Source organism: Halomonas litopenaei, from assembly GCF_017303055.1.
Taxonomy (GTDB): domain Bacteria; phylum Pseudomonadota; class Gammaproteobacteria; order Pseudomonadales; family Halomonadaceae; genus Halomonas; species Halomonas litopenaei_A.
Genome location: NZ_JAEKJT010000001.1, coordinates 552,198 through 571,707, shown reverse-complemented (window position 1 = coordinate 571,707; position 19,510 = coordinate 552,198). Strand labels below are relative to the sequence as shown.

16 protein-coding genes are annotated in these 19,510 nt (G+C 63.9%); 8 read left to right on the top strand and 8 right to left on the bottom strand.

What is annotated here, in order from left to right:
* Positions 1-35: 35 nt before the first annotated feature.
* The 3 genes from guaD (at position 36) to JF545_RS02425 (ending at position 4,329) form a co-directional block, all read left to right on the top strand.
* Positions 36-1,427, top strand: coding sequence for a guanine deaminase (gene guaD, locus JF545_RS02435; protein ID WP_206938331.1), 1,392 nt, complete (start codon positions 36-38; stop codon positions 1,425-1,427).
* 250 nt (positions 1,428-1,677) lie between these two features.
* Entirely contained in the window at positions 1,678-2,757 is a 1,080-nt protein-coding gene (locus JF545_RS02430; RefSeq protein WP_206938321.1) for a rhodanese-related sulfurtransferase, read from the top strand.
* A gap of 534 nt (positions 2,758-3,291) precedes the next feature.
* A complete protein-coding gene (locus JF545_RS02425) occupies positions 3,292-4,329 on the top strand; it encodes a cytochrome-c peroxidase (protein WP_206938319.1) in 1,038 nt (345 codons plus the stop codon).
* A gap of 59 nt (positions 4,330-4,388) precedes the next feature.
* On the opposite strand, the gene JF545_RS02420 is transcribed toward JF545_RS02425, so the two are convergent.
* The 8 genes from JF545_RS02420 to JF545_RS02385 form a co-directional block, all read right to left on the bottom strand.
* Positions 4,389-5,384, bottom strand: a complete 996-nt coding sequence (locus JF545_RS02420; protein ID WP_206938317.1) for an adenosine deaminase — start codon at positions 5,382-5,384, stop codon at positions 4,389-4,391.
* Positions 5,385-5,439: 55 nt separating this feature from the next.
* Entirely contained in the window at positions 5,440-7,230 is a 1,791-nt protein-coding gene (gene cydC, locus JF545_RS02415) for a thiol reductant ABC exporter subunit CydC (RefSeq protein WP_206938308.1), read from the bottom strand.
* A 23-nt stretch (positions 7,231-7,253) separates the two neighbouring features.
* Positions 7,254-7,547, bottom strand: coding sequence for a type II toxin-antitoxin system RelE/ParE family toxin (locus tag JF545_RS02410; RefSeq protein ID WP_206938293.1), 294 nt, complete (start codon positions 7,545-7,547; stop codon positions 7,254-7,256).
* Entirely contained in the window at positions 7,535-7,813 is a 279-nt protein-coding gene (locus tag JF545_RS02405; RefSeq protein ID WP_206938291.1) for a CopG family ribbon-helix-helix protein, read from the bottom strand. The genes JF545_RS02410 and JF545_RS02405 overlap by 13 nt, the downstream gene beginning before the upstream one ends.
* Before the next feature lie 89 nt (positions 7,814-7,902).
* Positions 7,903-9,609 carry a thiol reductant ABC exporter subunit CydD gene (gene cydD, locus JF545_RS02400; RefSeq protein WP_242520663.1) on the bottom strand — a complete coding sequence of 569 codons (1,707 nt, stop codon included), beginning with the start codon at positions 9,607-9,609 and terminating at the stop codon, positions 7,903-7,905.
* 37 nt (positions 9,610-9,646) lie between these two features.
* Positions 9,647-10,645 (bottom strand): cytochrome d ubiquinol oxidase subunit II, encoded by a 999-nt coding sequence (gene cydB / locus JF545_RS02395; protein ID WP_206938289.1) that lies wholly within the window; start codon positions 10,643-10,645, stop codon positions 9,647-9,649.
* A 4-nt stretch (positions 10,646-10,649) separates the two neighbouring features.
* Positions 10,650-12,059 carry a cytochrome ubiquinol oxidase subunit I gene (locus tag JF545_RS02390; RefSeq protein ID WP_206938287.1) on the bottom strand — a complete coding sequence of 470 codons (1,410 nt, stop codon included), beginning with the start codon at positions 12,057-12,059 and terminating at the stop codon, positions 10,650-10,652.
* Positions 12,060-12,363: 304 nt separating this feature from the next.
* Positions 12,364-13,362 carry a calcium/sodium antiporter gene (locus JF545_RS02385; RefSeq protein ID WP_206938285.1) on the bottom strand — a complete coding sequence of 333 codons (999 nt, stop codon included), beginning with the start codon at positions 13,360-13,362 and terminating at the stop codon, positions 12,364-12,366.
* Positions 13,363-13,528: 166 nt separating this feature from the next.
* On the opposite strand from JF545_RS02385, the gene JF545_RS02380 reads away from it, so the two are divergent.
* The 5 genes from JF545_RS02380 to JF545_RS02360 all read left to right on the top strand — a co-directional run bounded on the left by JF545_RS02380 (position 13,529) and on the right by JF545_RS02360 (position 19,496).
* The gene (locus JF545_RS02380) at positions 13,529-14,974 is read left to right on the top strand and encodes a paraquat-inducible protein A (RefSeq protein WP_224852015.1); all 1,446 of its coding nucleotides are present in this window, start codon (positions 13,529-13,531) and stop codon (positions 14,972-14,974) included.
* Entirely contained in the window at positions 14,971-16,659 is a 1,689-nt protein-coding gene (gene pqiB / locus JF545_RS02375) for an intermembrane transport protein PqiB (protein ID WP_206938275.1), read from the top strand. The genes JF545_RS02380 and pqiB overlap by 4 nt, the downstream gene beginning before the upstream one ends.
* 77 nt (positions 16,660-16,736) lie before the next feature.
* Positions 16,737-17,321, top strand: a complete 585-nt coding sequence (locus JF545_RS02370) for a PqiC family protein (RefSeq protein WP_206938266.1) — start codon at positions 16,737-16,739, stop codon at positions 17,319-17,321.
* A 201-nt stretch (positions 17,322-17,522) separates the two neighbouring features.
* Positions 17,523-18,893, top strand: coding sequence for a DEAD/DEAH box helicase (locus JF545_RS02365; protein ID WP_206938248.1), 1,371 nt, complete (start codon positions 17,523-17,525; stop codon positions 18,891-18,893).
* A gap of 102 nt (positions 18,894-18,995) precedes the next feature.
* A complete protein-coding gene (locus JF545_RS02360; protein ID WP_206938246.1) occupies positions 18,996-19,496 on the top strand; it encodes a hypothetical protein in 501 nt (166 codons plus the stop codon).
* Positions 19,497-19,510 lie beyond the last annotated feature (14 nt).

Genomic DNA, 19,510 nt, shown 5'->3' with positions numbered 1-19,510 from the left:
CGCGCCGGCGACGACACTGACAAGAGAGCTTTCCGATGGATGCCCCTGACTCCTCACTCGGCCATGCCGCCGAGTCCATCCGCCCTGCCCGGCAGCCAGACGTTGCGGCACAGCCATCTGCCCATCACGTCATTCGCGCGCGGCTGCTGAGCTTCAATGCCGACCCAGGCGATGACGACACACCCGCCGAAGGCAGCGTCAGCTACATCGAAGATGGCGCACTATGGTGGTCCGACGGCGTCATCCAAGCCGTCGGAGAGTACGCCGACATCGCCCCGCGTCTGCCGACCGACACCACCCTCATTGATCATCGCGGCAAGCTGGTGATGCCTGGCTTCATCGATAGCCACGTGCACTATGTCCAGCTCGAGATCATGGCCTCCTACGGGCGACAGCTGCTGGACTGGCTCAATGAGTACACCTTTCCCGAAGAGTGTCGCTTCGCCAAGCGCGAGCATGCCGAACATATTGCCGACGTCTTTCTAGATGAGCTGATGCGGGTCGGCACCACCACCGCCCAGGTGTTCTGTTCGAGTCACCCAGGCTCTGTGGACGCCTTCTTCAGCGCCGCCAGGCGCCGGGATCTCTGCATGCTGGCTGGCAAGGTGCTGATGGACCGCCACGCTCCGGACGCGCTGACCGATGACACCCTGGGCGGCATCCGCGACAGCGAACGGCTGATCAGCGACTGGCACGGCACAGCACGACTTGGCTACAGCGTCACTCCGCGTTTTGCGCCAACCTCCACGCGGGCCCAACTGGATGCCGCCGGCGGCCTGCTGCGCAACGACCCGAGCCTATGGCTGCAGACCCATCTGGCCGAGAATCTCGGCGAGCTGGACTGGGTCGCCGAGCTGTTCCCCGGAAGCAGAGACTACCTACATGTCTACGAAGCTTCTGATCTGGTTGGCCCTCGCAGCACCTTTGCCCACGGTATTCACCTGGACGATGGCATGCGCCAGCGGCTGGCTGACCGTGGTGCCAATATCGCCTTCTGCCCCAGTTCGAATCTGTTTCTCGGCAGCGGTCTGTTCGACCGTGCCGGCGCCAGGCAACAGCGCCTCAAGCTGACCCTGGCCAGCGATATCGGCGCCGGCACCGACCTGTCGGGCCTGGCCACCCTCAAGGCGGCCTATCAGGTAGGCCAGCTGCGTGGCACGCCACTGACCGCCTGGGCTGGCTTCCATGACCTGACGCTGGGCAATGCGGTGTCGCTGTCGCTGGATGACCGCATCGGCAGCCTGACGGCAGGCAAGGACGCGGACTTCGTGGTCATCGACCCGATGGCCTCACCGCTGATGGCGAGGCGCATGGGCCGCACGCGAAGCCTTTCCGAGGAGCTGTTCACGCTGATGATGATGGGTGACGATCGCGCCATCTATGAGACCTGGGCGGGAGGACGCCTGCAGCATCGCCGCCAGGGGTGACACCAGCAGCAGCCACAGGGGGCCGCCAGGAGTGGCGTCAAGGATGACATCAAGGCGGACGTCAAGGCGGACGACAGGGGTGACCTCGGGGGGTGATGCAAAAGGATCAACTTTCGCTCCTGGCCGAGGCAGCCCGCTGTCGGCCACCGGGCATGGCTTAGAAAATCGTTGGCAAGTGAGGTAAAATCCCGCCCCTCCGATTTTCCCCCATCCTGCTCCGGATTTACGCTCCGGTTCGCACGAGGCCCCCATGACGACCGATAGCACGACTTCGACCACTAGGATCACCACTTCTACCACCGCTACCACCACTGGCGCTTCGGATTACCAGGCCGACAGCGGCAAACTGGTGGTGTGTGCCCTGTACAAGTTTGTCACTCTGGAAGACTTCGAAGCGCTGCGCGAGCCGCTTCTTCAGGTCATGCTCGATCATCAGGTTCGCGGCACCTTGCTGCTGGCCCGCGAAGGTATCAATGGCACCGTGGCTGGCCCGCGTCAGAGTATTGATGCCCTGCTGACGTGGTTGCGCAGCGATGCGCGGCTGGCGCAGCTCGACGTCAAGGAGTCACTGACCGAGCGAGCTCCGTTCATGCGCACCAAGGTCAAGCTCAAGCGCGAAATCGTCACCATGGGGGTCGAGGGTATCGACCCACGCCACACCGTCGGCACCTACGTCGAACCGAAGGATTGGAACGCGCTGATCGAAGACCCGGACGTGCTGGTCATCGACACCCGCAATGATTACGAGATTGAGGTAGGCACCTTCAAGGGCGCCATCAACCCTTCCACTGAGGCCTTCCGGGACTTTCCGGACTATGTCAGAAATACGCTGGACCCTTCACGCCACAAGAAGGTCGCCATGTTCTGCACCGGCGGCATCCGCTGTGAAAAGTCCACCGCTTATCTCAAGGAGCAGGGCTTCGAAGACGTCTACCACCTCAAGGGCGGCATTCTGAAGTACCTGGAAGACGTGCCCAAGGAGCAGACCCTGTGGCAGGGTGAGTGTTTCGTGTTCGATGACCGCGTCACCGTCGACCATGACCTCAAGCCAGGGCGCTACGATCAGTGCCACGCCTGCCGCATGCCGATCACTGAAGATGACAAGCAGAGTGGACACTACCAGCAGGGGGTCTGTTGCCCGCGCTGCTATGACAAGCTCAGTGACGAGCAAAAGGCGCGCTTTGCTGAGCGGGAACGCCAGATGCAGCTGGCGCGGGAGCGCGGTGAGTCGCACCTAGGGGCCGACGCCGTCGCCCGAATGGCGGAGCGTCGTGAGGCCAAGCAGCGTGCCCGCGAAGCGGCCCGACAGGCCAACAGCGTACAGGGCTAAGCCGCTCGGACTGGGGCTGGGTCGGCAAGCGACCCAGTCCTCTCCTCTCCTCGCCTTTCCTTTTCTTTCATTTCCCCACCACGCCTCGGCACGTCGGCCATATCACGACGTGATCAGCTAGGCGTCCGGTCTACCGGGCGCCTTTTTCATGAGCGCTCGACAGCACCGTCTGCAGCCCTTTCCGTATCGCTTGCTCGTCAAGCCTGCGTCATTTCAATCGCGTGGCTTATCGCCAGCGACGCTGGTCCGCAACGTCGCAACTCTCTTCACACTACCGACAAACAGCCAGTCAATCTCGACAGATGCGTGCCCTAGCAGCCATTCGGGACGATCGTTGCCCCAGTGGCGGTGGTCTTCACGTTAGAAATAACAGGCGTGGGCGGGCGCGTTCGACTCGACACTCTGCTCGCCCCGTTGGGCTCGTGCGCCGCCGTCGGTTCGCGCCCATGTTCTTTCGCAGCGTGACCGCCGGACCAGCGGCTGCACTGCGGGACACAACGACGGTTACCCGTGACGCAGTAACGAGACGAGAACATGCCAACAACCCGATACGCCTCCCCGTCGCTGCTGGTTGGCGCCCTTGTGCTGACGCTGACGACCTGGGCCAATGCCGCTTCATCCGCCGACGCCCAGGCCGCCACCGAGTCATCCAGCGCTGGCACCACCGCAGACGACTACCGCAAGTACTTCAGTCCGCTACCCGCCCTTCCGCCGATCCCTTCGAACAATAGCCTCACCGCGGAGAAGATTGCGCTGGGCAAGATGCTGTTCTTCGAACCCAGGCTGTCACAGAGCAGCAACATCAGCTGCGCCTCCTGCCACAATCCGGCGCTGGCCTGGACCGACCGTTTGCCCACGGCGGTGGGCCATGATGGACAGGTCGGCAACCGAAACTCCCCGACGGTGCTCAATACCGGTTTCCTGACCGCGCAGTTCTGGGATGGCCGCGAACCCGACCTGGAGAGCCAGGCCCTGGGTCCCATCCAGAACAGCGTCGAGATGGCCCATGACCTGGATGGCGCACTGGCGCGACTGTCATCCCTGCCGGGATACATGGCACCATTCCGCAACGCTTTCCCTGACAGCGACGAGCCGCTTTCGGCCGATCATCTCGCTGCGGCCATCGCCAGCTTCGAACGTACCCTGAACACTCCCAACGCACCGCTCGACCGCTATCTAATGGGGGATGATGAGGCACTGACGGACGAGCAACAGGCAGGCATGATGGCCTTTGTGGACCAAGGCTGCATCGCCTGCCACCGAGGACCCAATTTCAGCGACAGCGGATTTCATCCGATTCAGGTGCCTGGCTCCGATGACCCAGGGCGCTTTGCCGTCACCTCGGATCAGGCGGACCGCCAGGCCTTCCGAACGGCGTCACTACGTAACGTGGCCTTGACCTACCCCTACTTCCACGACGGCTCCGCTGCCACCCTCGAGGAGGCCGTCTCGGTCATGGGGCGCGAGATGTTGGGTAAGGAACTCGACGATGCCACCATCACCCAATTGGTGGCCTTCCTTGGGTCGCTGACCGGCGATCAGCCAACGGTCACAGTACCGGCGCTGCCCTGAGGATCGTCAGCCACCGTCAGCCCACACCCCCGCCGGATTGGCGGGAGTGTGGTGTCGTACTACAGGTTCAGCAGTCGCTGGCGCAGTTCTTCCCGGCGAGCATCGTCCATAAAGGCTGCCTCGATGGCGTTGCTGGCCAACCAGGTCAGTGTCTCGTCGGACCAGGCGAAGGCCTTTTGGCAAGCGGCGAAGTTCTCGCGCATGCCGCCGCCAAAATAGGCGGGATCATCAGAGTTGATCGTCACCACCAGGCCAGCATCGATCAGCGCCGGTAGACTGTGGTGCTCAAGCTGCTCCACCACCTTCAGGCGAACGTTGGACAGCGGGCACACGGTCAACACTGTCCCTTCATCTGCCAGCCGCTCCACCAGCTCGATGTCCTCGATGGCGCGAACGCCGTGATCGATACGACACACCTGCAACTCGTCCAGGGCTTCGCGAATATAGCTGGGCGGGCCTTCCTCACCGGCATGCGCCACGCGCTCGAGGCCCAGCTCCCTTGCCCTGGCGAACACTTCACGGAACTTGCTCGGCGGATTGCCCTGCTCGGCGCTATCCAGGCCGACGGCACTGAAGTGTTGAAGATATGGCTGAGCGTCCTCCAGCAGCTGCATCGCATCTTCTGCGGGCTGATCCCTCAGGAAGGCCAGGATCATGGCGCTGGACAGGTCCAGCTCGGTGCGGGCCCTGGCGCAGGCTGCCGTCAGCCCCGTCATCACCTGGTCAAGGGTGACACCACGGGCGCGGTGTGCCTGGGGATCCACGTGCAGTTCCACATGCACGACTCCCTCGGCGGCAGCGCGACGAAAGTAGTCCATCGCCAGGTCTTCGAAGTCCTGAGCGCTGACCAGTACGCTCATGCCCTGATAGTAGAGGTCGAGAAAGGACTGCAAATCGCTGAAGTCGTAGGCCTTGCGGGCGGCCTCGATCGACGCATAAGGCAGCGTCACGCCATTGCGCTCGGCCAGCGCAAACATCAGCTCGGGCTCGAGGGTGCCTTCGATATGTAAATGCAGCTCCGCCTTGGGCAGGCGGGTGAGAAAGTCGTCGTTCATGAGGTCGTGGCCCTGTTCTATAGCACGGTGTGGCGCGGACACGGAGTGATGCCGGTCACATGAGGTCCATGGTGCCGGATTGGCGAGCCTTGCGCCATGCTGATGCTGCCTCCAGGGGGATCACCCGGCCGACAGCCTGCATGCCCGGCGCAGGGTCGCGAGGGTCGTGGTGGTGCACCAGCATCAGGACGGTGCGCTGGCTAAGCCAGGGCTCGATTCCACGCGCCACCCTCGAGGCGGTGGCAGCATCCAGCGCGGCAAAGGGTTCGTCCAGGATCACCAGTCCCGGGTCGGTCAACCACAGCCGGGCCAGGCCCAGTCGCCGAGCCTGTCCTCCAGACACCTGGCGCCCGCCCTCGCCCACCCGAGTGTCCAGTTGGCGCGGCAAGGTTTCCGCCCAATCGGCAAGATCGACCGCCTCCAGCGCCTGCCATAGTGCCTCATCGGAGGCATCAGGCCGACCGATGCGCAGGTTTTCCGCAAGGCTGGTATCGAACAGCTCGACCCGCTGCGTCAAGCAGCCGACACGCTGGGCCAGCGCCTTGCGCGGCCACTGGGCGAGGTCGATGCCGTCCAGGGTCAGCCGGCCACGATACCCCGTCAGCTCACCCGCCAGCAGTGCCAGCAGCGTCGACTTGCCTGCCCCGGAGGCACCGCACAGCGCCACCCGCTCGCCAGGGTCGACACGGCCGCTGACAGGTGCCAGCGCATCATCCAGCGCGGCGGGATAGCGAAACGCCAAGGCGTCGAACGCCACGCCAGCGGGCCCACCACTGCCCGACGTGGCATGATCCGCCGCCGTCTGACGGGCATCGGTGTCTGCCTCCGCCGGGGGTGTCGCGGTCGACTCGATCTGATTCAGGCGCTCAGCCGCCACCAGACTCGCCCCGGCGTGGCTGAATGCCGCCGGCAGGCTTGCCAGCCCTTCTGCCAAGGCCAGCGCTGCCAACGGCAACATGACCAGTACCGGCGCTGACAACTGCCCGCCCTGAAACGCCAGCAAGCCACTGACGAGCAGCCACCACCAGGCCGCTCCCATCACCATGACGGATACGGCATTGCCCCAGGCGGTGACCACACTCAGCCGCCACTGTGCCTTCAACACGTCATCTTCCAGGGCTTCCAACTGCTGACGGCGACGATCCAGCGCCCGATAGGCTTCGAGTTCGCACATTCCCGTCACGCTCTCAATTATGGCCCCGCGCAGACGCTCAAGCGCCACCATACGCTGGCGGCAGGCCTGCATACCGGCACGCGCTTGCCCCAGCGTCAGCCAGCACCATCCCAGCAGCAGCAGCGCCGACAGCGCCAGCGCTGCCTCAGGCAGCCATATGGCCACCAGACCGACCACCGCCAAGCACAGCATCAGCGCCATCCCCGCCGGTGCGAGAAGACGCAGATACAAGGCGTCCAGGGTATCGATATCGGCGGTCAGACGGTTCAGCCAGTCACTCGCCCGCGCCGTGGCGAGACGCCTGCCATCCATGGCCACCAGGCCAGCAAAGCAGCGCGCGCGCAGCTTGGCCAGCAGGCGCAAAATAGTGTCATGGTTATAAAGTCGCTCGACGTAGCGCGACACCGTGCGGCTGACCGCGAACAGGCGAATCCCTGCTCCCGGGGTGTACACATCCAGCGCGGCCGCGACACCCGCGGCGAGGGCGACTCCGGTAAGGGCACTGGCGGTGATGAACCAGCCCGACACCGCCAGCAGACCCAACGCCGACAGCGCGGTCAGCACCATCAACAGCAGGCCGACCAGCAGCCGACCGCGTAGTTCGTCGTGCAAGGCCAGCCAGCCCTTCAGCGTATGCCAATGGGCCAGCATAGACGGCTGTTGCGAGCTCATGGTTCTCTGCCTGCAGCAGTCTTTCACAAACACCCCGCCTCACGTTGATGTCGGTCCGCCAGAATGGTCACGGCATCTTCATCTATTCGATATCGCACGACATACCCACTGTCACCAAAGTCGATCGGCCACTCGCGGAACACTTCGGGAAGGTCATCCACAAGTCGACCGAGTCGGGCGAGAGCACCCAGCACCTGCACGCCCTGTCGGATGGCTTCACCAGCGCGACGTGCGGCATCCGGGTTCCTTGCGCGCAAAAACTCACGAAGACGCTGTAAATCCCGAATCGCTGCCGGGGCAAACTTCACTTGTGACATTCAGGAGCGGGAAGTTCGTCATTCCCTCCCCAGCTCTGCAGCCACCGCTCAACCTCTTCGGCAGTCGCGTGTACGCCAGTCTCCTGAAATTCCGCCCAGGCCTGCAGGGTGTCGCGCCGCAAGGCCTCACGCTGCTCTTCGCGCTCAACATACTGGGCAATGGCTTCCCGCATGATCCAGTGCGGCGACCGTTGCCGGACTTCGGCAAGCTTGCGAACGCGCCCCTTCATATCCTCATCCAGCTTGATGGACGTTGCAGATGCCATATAAACCTCCCAACCAACAGGTAATACCTTTGACTGCTGTAGAGTACCTGTCGCGACCCTGCCCCGGGGCAATCCCCTCTATGCCCCTATCAGGGTCTACTCTCTATCTCTGCACTTTCCACCAGAACGCTCTCTGTGTTGGCACTTGGCGAGTACGCTGCCAGCTGCAGATGGCGTCCTCCCAGGGCTAGCAGCTGCGGATGATGGCTCGCCACCAGCAAGGTACGGCCTTCTGCTGCCAGGCGCCGGAAGCCCTGGATCAAGATGGCCTCGGTATCCCTGTCGAGACTTGCCGTGGGCTCATCCAGCAACACCAGGCGAGCATCGCTCAAAAATACCCGTGCCAGGGCCAGACGCTGGGCCTGACCGCCCGACAAACCGACTCCATGCTCGCCGATGGGCGTGGCGAGTCCCTGCTCCAGGGTGTTCATCAAGGTGGCCAGACCGGCATCGCCCAGGGCGGACCACAACGCCTCGTCATCCGCTTCGGGAGCAGTCACCCGCAGGTTGTCGGCGATACTGCCATGCAATAGCCAAGGACGCTGGTCCATCCAGGCAATGGACAAGTCGCTACGCACATGGCGTGTCCCGTCACCAGGCCCGGCAAAGCCGGCCACCAGCGCCAGCAGGCTCGACTTGCCGGAACCAGAAGGACCACTGATCACCACCGTCTCACCCTCATGCAGGTCCAGGTCGAGGGGACCTACCGCGCGGCCGCGTCCCGGATGGTCAAGACAGGCGCCGCGCAGGCTCACCAGCACACCGGGCTCGGTGACTTGCCCCGACGCCTCCATGGCATCCCTGCCCGACGCTCGCTGGGAGCGGCGGCGGCCCGCCGGCGCAGGCTCATCAAGCAAGGCAGTCAGGCCCTGGGCTGCGGCCAAGGCTGAGGCTCGATCATGATAGAACTGGGACAGCGTACGCAGCGGCTGAAAGAAGTCCGGCGCGAGCAGCAGGATGGTCAAGCCACTGGCCAAGGTCAGCTGGTCGGCGATCGCCAACGGCAGATCACCCAGCAGACCAAAGCCGATGTAGATCGCCAAGGCCGCGATGGCGACGGAGGAAAAGAACTCGAGCACGGCGGATGACAGAAACGCCAGGCGCAGTGGGCGCAGGCTCCGCCGACGATAGTCGTCAGCCACCTGGGCAACGTCGTCCGTAGCACGCTGACCAGCCCCGAACAGACGCAAGGTCTGAATGCCGCGCACGCGATCGATGAAATGCCCCGAGAGTCGACTGACCGCCTCGAACTGATCACGGTTGAGCGCCTCTGCGCCCATGCCCACCAGCGCCATGAACAGCGGGATCAGCGGCGCTGTCACCGCCAGCAGTACCGCGGCCAGCCAGTTGGTCCAGGCCACGACCACCAGGATCACCAGCGGCACGACCAGCACCACGCGGCTCTGAACCCAGAAGCGCGCCACGTAGCCGTCCAGCGCATCGACCTGTTCGACCCATTGATGGGCCAGGCCTGCACTATGGTGGTTGGCCACCCGCAGGGGGCCAAGCGTGGCCAGGTGATCCAGCAACTCGCGGCGCACTGCGCGACGCAGGCGTTGGCTTGCGGCTTGGGCCAGCAGGTCCTGGGCGATACCGCAGAGCGCTCGCAACAGCACCAACACGGGCAACCCCAATAGCCATGGCCACAGTCTGTCCATGGAGGCGTTACCCTGAATGGCCATGGCCAACACCTGCGCCAACACCAGCCACTGCGCGATACCAATCAACCCTGACAGGATGCCACAGGCCGCCGCTCCTCCAAGCCAGGCCCGGTGCTGGCCGACATGAGCTGCCAGCCAGCGCCGCGCCCGCGTGCCAGGGCGGTGTGCGGACTCAGTGATAGCCCGCCCCCCGCACCTTGCCGCGGAAGACCCAGTAGGACCAGGCGGTGTAGCCCAGCACCACAGGAATGACGAACAGCACCCCAAGCAGCAGGAACAGCTGACTTTCGGGGGCTGACGCGGCTTCCCACAGGGTGATGTCGGGGGGAATCAGATACGGCCACTTGCTGGCGACCAGACCGAGATAGGTAAACAGGAACAGTCCCATGGTCGCCACGAACGGCTGCCCCTCACGGCGCTTGGCCACGGACCGCCAGATCAGGCCGGCACACACCAGGGCGAGGAAGGGGAAGACCCAGAACAGGGTCAGATGATCGAACCAGCGCTCGCGCACAAAGTCATCGACGAAGGGCGTCCAGATGCTGATGATGGCGAAGCCGACTAGCACCAGCAGCAGCAGCTTGGGGGTAATCCGATAGGCCCATTCCTGAACGTGACCCTCGGACTTGAGAATCGTCCAGGTTGCGCCCAGCAAGGCGTACCCTGCCATCAGCGCCAAACCAGTGATCACGGTGAACGGCGTCAGCCAATCGAAGGGACCTCCCACGTAGACGTTATTGGCCACTTCGAAACCCTCGATATAGGCCCCCACCACGACGCCTTGGCAGAACGTGGCCACCATCGATCCCCAGCAGAACGCCCGATTCCACCAATGACGGTTGCGCCGCGACTTGAAGCGAAACTCGAAGGCAATCCCCCGGAAGATCAAGCCGGCGAGCATCAGGAACACCCCCAGGTACAGGGCCGGCAGCAGAATGGTATAGACCAGCGGAAAGGCTGCCAGCAGCCCGGCCCCACCCAGCACCAGCCAGGTCTCGTTGCCGTCCCAGATGGGCGCCACCGAGTTCATCATCACATCGCGAGCGTGTTCGTCCGGGGCAAACGGATACAGAATGCCCACCCCCAGATCGAAGCCGTCCATCAGGATGTACATCATCACACCGAACCCGATAATCAGGGCCCAGATGGCAGAGAGGTTGATCAATTCCATGTCATCAGCTCCCGAACTGGCGGCCGGCATCGGCCTCAAGGGTGGCGTGGGCGGCGGACAGCGGGCGCTTGGCCGTCTCGACCTCGTCATCACGGGGCTCTTCCGCCAGCATTCCCTGACGCACCACTCGGGTCAGGTAGTAGCCGCCGGTCAAGAACACCACCGCATACACCAGCACATAGCCAATCAGGGTCGCGAGCACCATCCAGCCGCTAAGCGACGGCGTTACCGCTTCGGTCTGGGTCATCATGCCGTAGACCAGCCATGGCGCGCGTCCGGCCTCTGTCACAAACCAACCGCCAAGCACCGCGATAAAGGGAGCCACGCTCATCAGGCGCAGCGTCTGCAGGAACGGACGGCTGCGGTAAAGCCGGCCACCACGACGCAGCCACAGCCCGACGAAGGCGACCGCAATCATCAGCATGCCCATCGCCACCATGGCGCGGAAGGACCAGAACACGAACCATACTGGCGGCTGTTCTTCCTTGGGTACCGCCTTGAGCCCCGGCACCTCGCCGTCGAGATCGTGGGTCAGGATGAGGCTGGCCAGCCGTGGAATACCGATCTCGAAGTGGTTTTCCTGAGCCTCCTTGTCCGGCCAGGCGAACAGCAGCAGAGGCACGCCGGACTGGGTCTCCCAGTTGGCCTCCATGGCCGCCACCTTGGTGGGCTGATGTTCCAGGGTATTGAGGCCATGGGCATCGCCGACGACGGCTTGCACCGGCGCCAGTACCAGCAGCAACCACATGCACATGGACAGTGCCTTGCGATTGGCCTCTACATCGCGGCCAATCAGCAGATACCAGGCGCTGACACCAGCCACCACGAAGCCGCCCGTGAGGAAGGAGGCCAGGGCCATGTGGGTAAAGCGATACGGGAAGGAAGCGGTGAACATCGCCTCGGCCCAACTGGTCACATGAAAGCGGCCATCCACCAGTTCCACCCCGGCGGGGGTCTGCATCCAACTGTTGGTCGAGAGAATCCAGAACGCTGAAATGAAGGTGCCTACCGCGACCATGATGGCGGCAAACAAGTGAACGCCTTCAGGCACCTTGCCTCGGCCGAACAGCAGCACGCCGAGGAAGCCTGCCTCGAGGAAGAACGCCGTGACCACCTCATAGCTCAGCATGGGCCCCAGGAAGTTGGAGGTGGCCTGGCTGAAATTGCTCCAGTTGGTGCCGAACTGGAATGCCATGACGATACCGGACACCACCCCCATGCCGAATACCACGGCAAAGACCTTCACCCAGAAGGCGGCGAGCCGATCCCAGGCAGGGTTGCCTGTCTTGTAGAACAGCCCGTGCAACACCGCGACATAAGAGGCAAGGCCAATGGTGAACACGGGGAAGATGGCGTGGAAGGAAACAACGAAAGCGAACTGTATGCGTGACAGAAGCACGGGATCCAGTTCCATGAGCGACTCCTCGAGGCAGAGATGATCGGCGTTGGTGTCCCGCCATCCACCCAACCACTGCGGACCGGACCCCAGCTGAACCGAGCTGGATCAGACGCCGAGGGGCTCACCACATCCCTGGTGGCCCATCGTCGCACGCAATATGCAAAAGTTTGCACATTCGATCCAGCGCTGCACCCAGCATAGAATGCAGATCGGCCTATGTCGCATGGCTAATTGTCGCACGCCGCAGTCGTCAATCGCCTACTAGCGCGTCAGTCAACGACGACAACGGCGCAGCCTGCCTATTCTTCGCCTCCAGGCGTCAAGCGCCCGAGGTCGTGCTCAGCACCAGCGATACCAGGTAGCCGGTATACAAGGCGTAGACAGCCACCAGTACGCCCCCTTCCAAGCGGTTGATACGCCCCGCTCGCCCTTTCCAGCCGAGCGCAAATACCGCCATCATCACGGTCATGGCGGTCATGATCGACCAGTCGCGCAGCAGCACTTCACGTCCGGCCTCGATGGGCGCAATCACGGCGGCCAGGCCGACCACGCCAAGGGTGTTGAACAGGTTAGACCCGACGACGTTGCCGAGCACCAGATCATGCTCCTTGCGCCGCAGGGCACTGATGGACGACGCCAGCTCCGGCAAGGACGTGCCCACCGCCACCACCGTCAGACCGATGATCACGTCAGACACGCCCAAGCCCTGAGCGATGTCGACGGCGCCCCACACCAGCAAGCGCGAGCTGACAACCAGCAGCGCCAAGCCACCAAGCGTCAGAGCGAGTCCCTTGCCCAGCGACATCGCATGGGCATCGAGTTCCTGTACCGTGTCCATCGCCAAGGCATCGGCCCTGGCCGCCGCCTCTTCACGGCGGCTCTGAATGATGCTGACCACCATGAACAGCAGCAAGCCGAGTAGCAGCAGGCTTCCTTCCAGCCGGCTGATCACGCCACCCCACATCATCAATGCAGACACCAGGGTGGCCGCTCCCAGCACCGGCAACTCACGCCGGATCACCGAGGAGTGCACCGCCAGCGGAGACACCAGGGCCACCAGCCCCAGGATGAGACCGATATTTGCAATATTGGAGCCGTAGGCATTGCCCAGCGCCAGACCGGGGTTCCCCTGGGCGGCAGATAGTGCTGAAACGGTCAATTCTGGGGCCGAAGTACCAAAGCCGATCACCAGCATACCGACCAGCAAAGGTGACAGACCCAGCCGATTGGCGGTGGCTGCCGCCCCCTCGACGAAGCGCTCTGCGCTCCACACCAGTACGACCAGACCGCCCACGACGGCAGAAACCGCTAGCAACATGTCAACTCCTCAGCCCATGATATCGGTCGCATCTTTGTCTATGGTGTCACCCACGTCAACGTGCCACACTATTTTAATTCGCAGGATCAGCTTGTTACGAAAGCGCTGACGTCCAGTACCCGCACAGCGCCTCGCTGCTGCCACCCACGGGAGGATATTGACGACCGTGCCTACATCCCTTCGCGGCCATATTGATCGGCTGCGCCAGACATCCGTCACCCAGCATCTTCCACCCGAGGCACACGTCAAGTCGCGCCGACGCCTGCGCGCCTGCCACGAGTGTGACTGGGTGATGGCGCTCCCCCCGCTGAGCCCCGGTGAAGAAGCCGACTGTGTACGCTGTGGCCATGATCTGGTCAAGCGCCATGCCTTCCCCGCACAGCGCAGTCTGGCGCTGGCGATCAGCGCCTTGGTGGCCATGGCGGCGGCCCTGGCCTTCCCGTTCATCGGCTTTCGTGCCAAGGGCGTCGGCAATGAGATCGAGGTCGCTCAGACGGCGACCCAGATGCTCGAGCATCATCAGCCGATCGTCGCCATGATGGTGCTGATGTCGATCATCGTGCTGCCCGCTCTCTATCTGATCACCGTCGTCTATCTTCAGCTCAGCCTGACGCTGCCTCGTCGGCTGCCCTACAGCCGCACGCTGGCACGGGGACTGTCTCACATCGCCCCATGGCTGATGGCCGACGTCTTTATCGTCGGCACCATGGTCGCGCTGATCAAGGTGGCAGGGCTTGCCGAGATCACGCTCGGAGTGTCGTTCTGGGCCTTCATCATCTACGCCGTACTGCTGTTGGCCACCACCCTGTCGCTGGATCAGGACTGGCTGTGGTTTTCGCTGACCGGGGAGCCGCTGGCGCCGGAAGGCACCCGCACCGGCGCCACTGCGGCCTCCCAGGGTCTGACGGGTTGCCACACCTGCGGTTTGATCAATCGGCTGGATCAGCACGGCCACGGTCGCTGCCGACGCTGCGGCGAGAAGCTTCACGCCAGGCGCCCACGCAGTCTGCAGACCACCTGGGCTCTTCTACTGACCGCAGCGGTGCTGTACATTCCGGCCAATGTCTACCCGATCATGTACACCACCAGCCTGGGCTCGGCGGAACCTCAGACCATCATCGGCGGGGTGATCTACCTGGTCAGTCACGGCTCCTGGCCTGTCGCCCTGGTGATCTTCGTGGCCAGCGTGATCGTGCCCATCGGCAAGCTGCTGGCGCTGGTGTGGCTGTGCCTGGTCGCGCCAAGGGCACCTAATATGCGTTCCGTGGTTCGCGCTCGGCTGTATCGTCTGACGGAGCTGATCGGACGCTGGTCGATGGTGGACGTGTTCGTGGTGTCGATCCTGGTCGCACTGATCAGGGCGGGCGCCTTGATGTCAGTGGACCCGGGCCCGGCGTCGCTGGCCTTCGGCGGCGTAGTGATCGTGACGATGCTGGCCGCGATGAGCTTTGATCCACGTCTGCTATGGGATGGCGACAGCAAGACGCATGCCCCCTATACACCGACCAGCCACCATCCCACCGACGCCATCCACCATCCCGCCGAGGATGGTGAAGACACGCCCCCTTCGATGACACGCCATACGCAGGACGAACAAGGAAGCACATCATGAGTGACGCCGATTCGCGCCACCCGGAAGATCATCAAGTGCCGCCGGACCAGGACATGCACCGTGCCGCACCGACCCAGCAGAAACGCCTGTCGCCGGTATGGATAGTGCCCTTCGTGGCACTGCTCATCGGCGGCTGGCTGGTCTATGACAACTATGCCAGCCGTGGCCCTCAGATTTCGCTGCATCTGCCCACGGCCGACGGCATTGAAGCCGGCAAGACGCTGATCAAGACCCGTAACGTCGAGGTCGGCAAGGTGACCTCCGTCTCCCTCAGCGAAGACCTGTCCGGCGTCGAGATCACCGCCCAGATGGAGCCCCAGGCCGAGCAGATGCTGGTCGAGGACACCCACTTCTGGGTGGTCAAGCCGCGTATCGGCCGCGAGGGCATCAGCGGTCTTGGGACGGTACTGTCCGGCGCCTATATTCAGCTGGAGCCGGGCCGCAGCGAGGTCGATGCCCGGGACTTCGACGTCAGCGATGAACCTCCGGTCGCGCCGCCAGGCGCCGAGGGGCTGCGCCTGAACCTGGTCAGCCAGGTCGGCAACTCACTTAGCGTGGGCGACGCCGTGACCTTTCAAGGCTTCAGCGTAGGTCGCGTGGAGAAGGCCGAATTCGATGTCTCGACCCAAAGCATGCATCACCGCATCTTCATCGAAAGCCCCTACGACACCCTGGTCACCGAGAACACCCGCTTCTGGGGCACCAGCGGCATCGACGTAAGCCTGGGTTCCGAAGGCTTCCAGGTAAAAGTCGAATCCCTTGAGGCCCTGCTCGGCGGCGGCGTGACCTTCGGTGTGCCGGATGACATTCCTGCCGGCCCCGAGGCCGAGGAAGACGCCACCTTCGAGCTGTATGCCGACGAGGAGGCGGCGCGTCAGGGTACCTTCAACCGCTACCTGGAGTTCGTACTGCTCAACGAGGACACCGTCCGCGGTCTGTCCCGTGGCGCCCCGGTCGAATTCCGTGGCGTGCGCATCGGCACCGTGGCCGCGGTGCCCTGGAACTTTACCGCCAAGCAGCCTCCCGGGCGTGAGCGCCTGGCCATTCCGGTGCTGATCCGAATCGAGCCACAGCGCCTTGGCATCGGTGCCAATGACCTTGACCTGGAGGAATGGCGCGAACGCTTCAACCGTCTGTTCGAGCGCGGCATGCGCGCCACCCTGAAGAGCGGCAGCCTGCTGACCGGTGCCCTGTTCGTGGACCTCAAGATCGACGAAGAGCTACGTGGCCAGTACGTGGCGGAGAGCTTTGCCGACCGCCCCGTCTTCCCCACCGCCTCGGCGGGCCTGGCGCAGATTCAGGCGCAGGTCACGGCGCTGCTCGACAAGCTCAATCGTCTCGAGATCGAGCCGATCCTGTCGGGGCTGGACCGCAACCTGCAAGTGTCGGAAGCCATGCTGACCCAGGCCCGCACGCTGGTGCAGAGCATGAACAGCCTGCTGGATAACCCGGAGACCCAGGGTCTGCCGGGCAACATCAACCAGACCCTGGACGAGCTGCGCCAGACCTTGAGCGGCCTGTCACCGGAGTCCAGTGCCTACCAGGACCTGACCCGCACGCTGAACGAAGTCGAGCGCCTGGTTCGCGACCTGCAGCCAGCGGCGCGCAAGATCAGCGATGACCCAAGGGCCCTGCTGTTCGACAGTATCCAGACGGAAGACCCGATTCCGCGGGCACCGCGCTGACTCAGGCGGCCCGGGCCATGCCGGCCCGGGCCAGCGAATGTGATGACATCACTGACCTCAACGGAAAGGAGTTCTCCATGAGGCCAATCAGACACCTCTGTGTTCCCCTGCTGGCACTTTGGCTGGGTGGCTGCGCCACCGCCGAGACACCGGTCACCCAGTACGTGCTGCCCGCCGATGCAGGCAGCCAGGACGCGCGAATCCCCTCCTCCAGCGATACTCCACTGGTGGTGGCTCCTCCGCGCCTGGCCAATTATCTTGAGGCCGAGGGCGTGGTCCTGCAGGTCGACGATATCTCCCTCAATCAGGCCAAGAGTCACCAATGGGCCGCCCCCCTGGTGCAACAGCTGGAGCGCGGATTGCGTGATCGTCTTGCCGACCGGCTGACGGGACGCCGAGTGCTGTTGTCGAGCGGACCGGCAGAGGGCGCCATGACCCTGGAGCTCAGTATCGACCGCTTCCAGGGGCACTACGATGGCTACGCGGTGACCTCCGGGCAGTGGCTGCTGCGCGATGCCCGACGCCAGGTCATCGACAGCGACAGCTTTGAAGCTAGAGAGCCGCTGGACAGCGACGGATATGCCGCTCTGGTGCGCGCCCTTGGCCGCACCTGGGACGGCGTTGCTGACACCATCGCCGCTCGGGTTCGCCAAGCATCCTGACGGTCAGCGCCTGATACCCGCCCCCTGCATCACCACCGACGACCGCTGGAAGGGCGGTTGCCGGTGCGCTGGCGCAACAAATCTGGCATCATGCCGGCAACGGTGACGGGGGGTCCCCCGCCGAATTTATCCCACGCCTTGTCCGGGACCGGCGCCAGCCGTCAGTTGGCGTCCTGCGAGTGCGTGCGTGTTGGAGTTTGCATGAGTTTTTCCGATCTCGGCCTGCGTGCCGAATTGCTCCGTGCCGTCGAGGCACAGGGCTATGACACCCCGACGCCCATTCAGCGCCAAGCGATCCCCGCGGTGCTGAAGGGCGGCGACCTGCTGGCCAGTGCCCAGACCGGCACCGGCAAGACAGCAGGCTTCACCCTACCCATGCTCCAGCGCCTGGCCGAAGGCCCCCGCCCCGCCAAGTGCCAGATACGGGCCCTGGTGCTGACACCCACACGGGAACTGGCCGCTCAGGTCGGGGAAAGCGTCCGCGATTACGGCAAGCACCTGTCACTGACCCATCACGTCATCTTCGGCGGTGTCGGCCAGCAGCCGCAGATCGACGCCATTCGCCCGGGCCTGGACGTGCTGGTGGCGACGCCGGGTCGCCTGCTCGATCTGCATCAGCAGGGCCACGTCAACCTGTCCCAGGTGGAAATCCTGGTGCTCGATGAAGCCGACCGCATGCTCGACATGGGCTTCATCCACGACATTCGCCGCGTGCTCAAGCTGCTGCCGGAGAAGCGCCAGAACCTGCTGTTCTCGGCCACCTTCTCCAGCGAGATCCAGGCGCTGGCGGACAAGCTGCTGGACCGCCCCGAGATGATCGAGGTCGCCCGCCGCAATACCACCGCCGAGACGGTGGATCAGGCGGTCTACCGGGTGGATCGTGAGCGCAAGCGCGAGCTGCTTGCCCATTTGATCGAGAGTCATCGCTGGTACCAGGTACTGGTGTTCACCCGCACCAAGCACGGCGCCAACCGCCTGGCAGAGCATCTGGACAAGCGCAACATCACCGCCATGGCGATCCACGGCAACAAGAGCCAGTCAGCCCGGACCCGCGCCCTGGGCGCCTTCAAGTCGGGTGATCTGCAAGTGCTCGTGGCCACCGACATAGCAGCGCGTGGGCTGGACATCGATGAATTGCCCCACGTCGTCAACTTCGAGCTGCCCAATGTGGCCGAAGACTACGTCCACCGGATTGGCCGCACCGGCCGTGCCGGTAACGAAGGCCAGGCGGTATCGCTGGTGTGTGTCGACGAGCATGGCCTGCTGAAGAACATCGAGCGGCTGATCAAGCGTGACCTCGAGAAGCGCATCGAGCCCGGCTTCGAGCCGGACCCCAACGCCAAGCCGGAACCCATCGAAAACGGACGCAATCGCCGTGGCGGCGGGCAGCGCCGAGGTGGCAACACCAACAGAAACAGCGGTGGCGGTAGCAGCGGTAATGGCGGTGGCAACCAGCGCAACGGCGGCCAGCGTAGCGACAATGGTAACAGCCACAACCGCAATGCCAGCGACCAGCCCGCTCGCCGCAGGCGCCGCCGCGGCGGACAAGGCAACCGCCAAGGCCAGGCCTAGGCGGCGCGACTGAACGCACGCCACTGAACCTACGTCACAGAACCTATGCCACTAAAACGGAGGGGCGCTCAAGCGCCTCTCCCACCTGAGCAGGAACGCGACATGGCTACCCCAGAACTGATCAAGGAATATCGGCGCTTCCGGGCCTTCCAGAAGCAGGCACAGCTCGACAGCGAACACCGTGGCGCTCAGGCCAAGATAGATGAGGCCAGGGTCAGCGCCAATCGTATGACCGAGGCCTATCGCAGCATGGCCGACAAGGCCGCCGAGCAAGGTGCCTGCTACCGCACCGTGTACCTGCGCAACCACGACGGTGTCGCCCTGGCCTGCGAGGGCTGGCTGTTCGTCCGGCGCGTGCTGTCCGAGGGTGGGGCGACCCGCGTACGCGCCAGCCTGCTGGAGACCTTCCGCCTCGAGAATGGTCAACAGGCCCCCGGAGAGACCCCGGTCGAAAAGGTCACGCTGGAAATCTACGACCAGCTGCTGGTCGACAAGGGCATGGCCACGGCAGTACGTATCGACGGCATCGACGGCGAGCGCCACAGCCAGTTTCTGACCTTCAATGACCAGGTGCGTGGCGACCTTCGCCGCTTCCTGAAGTAATCCAAAGGCCGCCA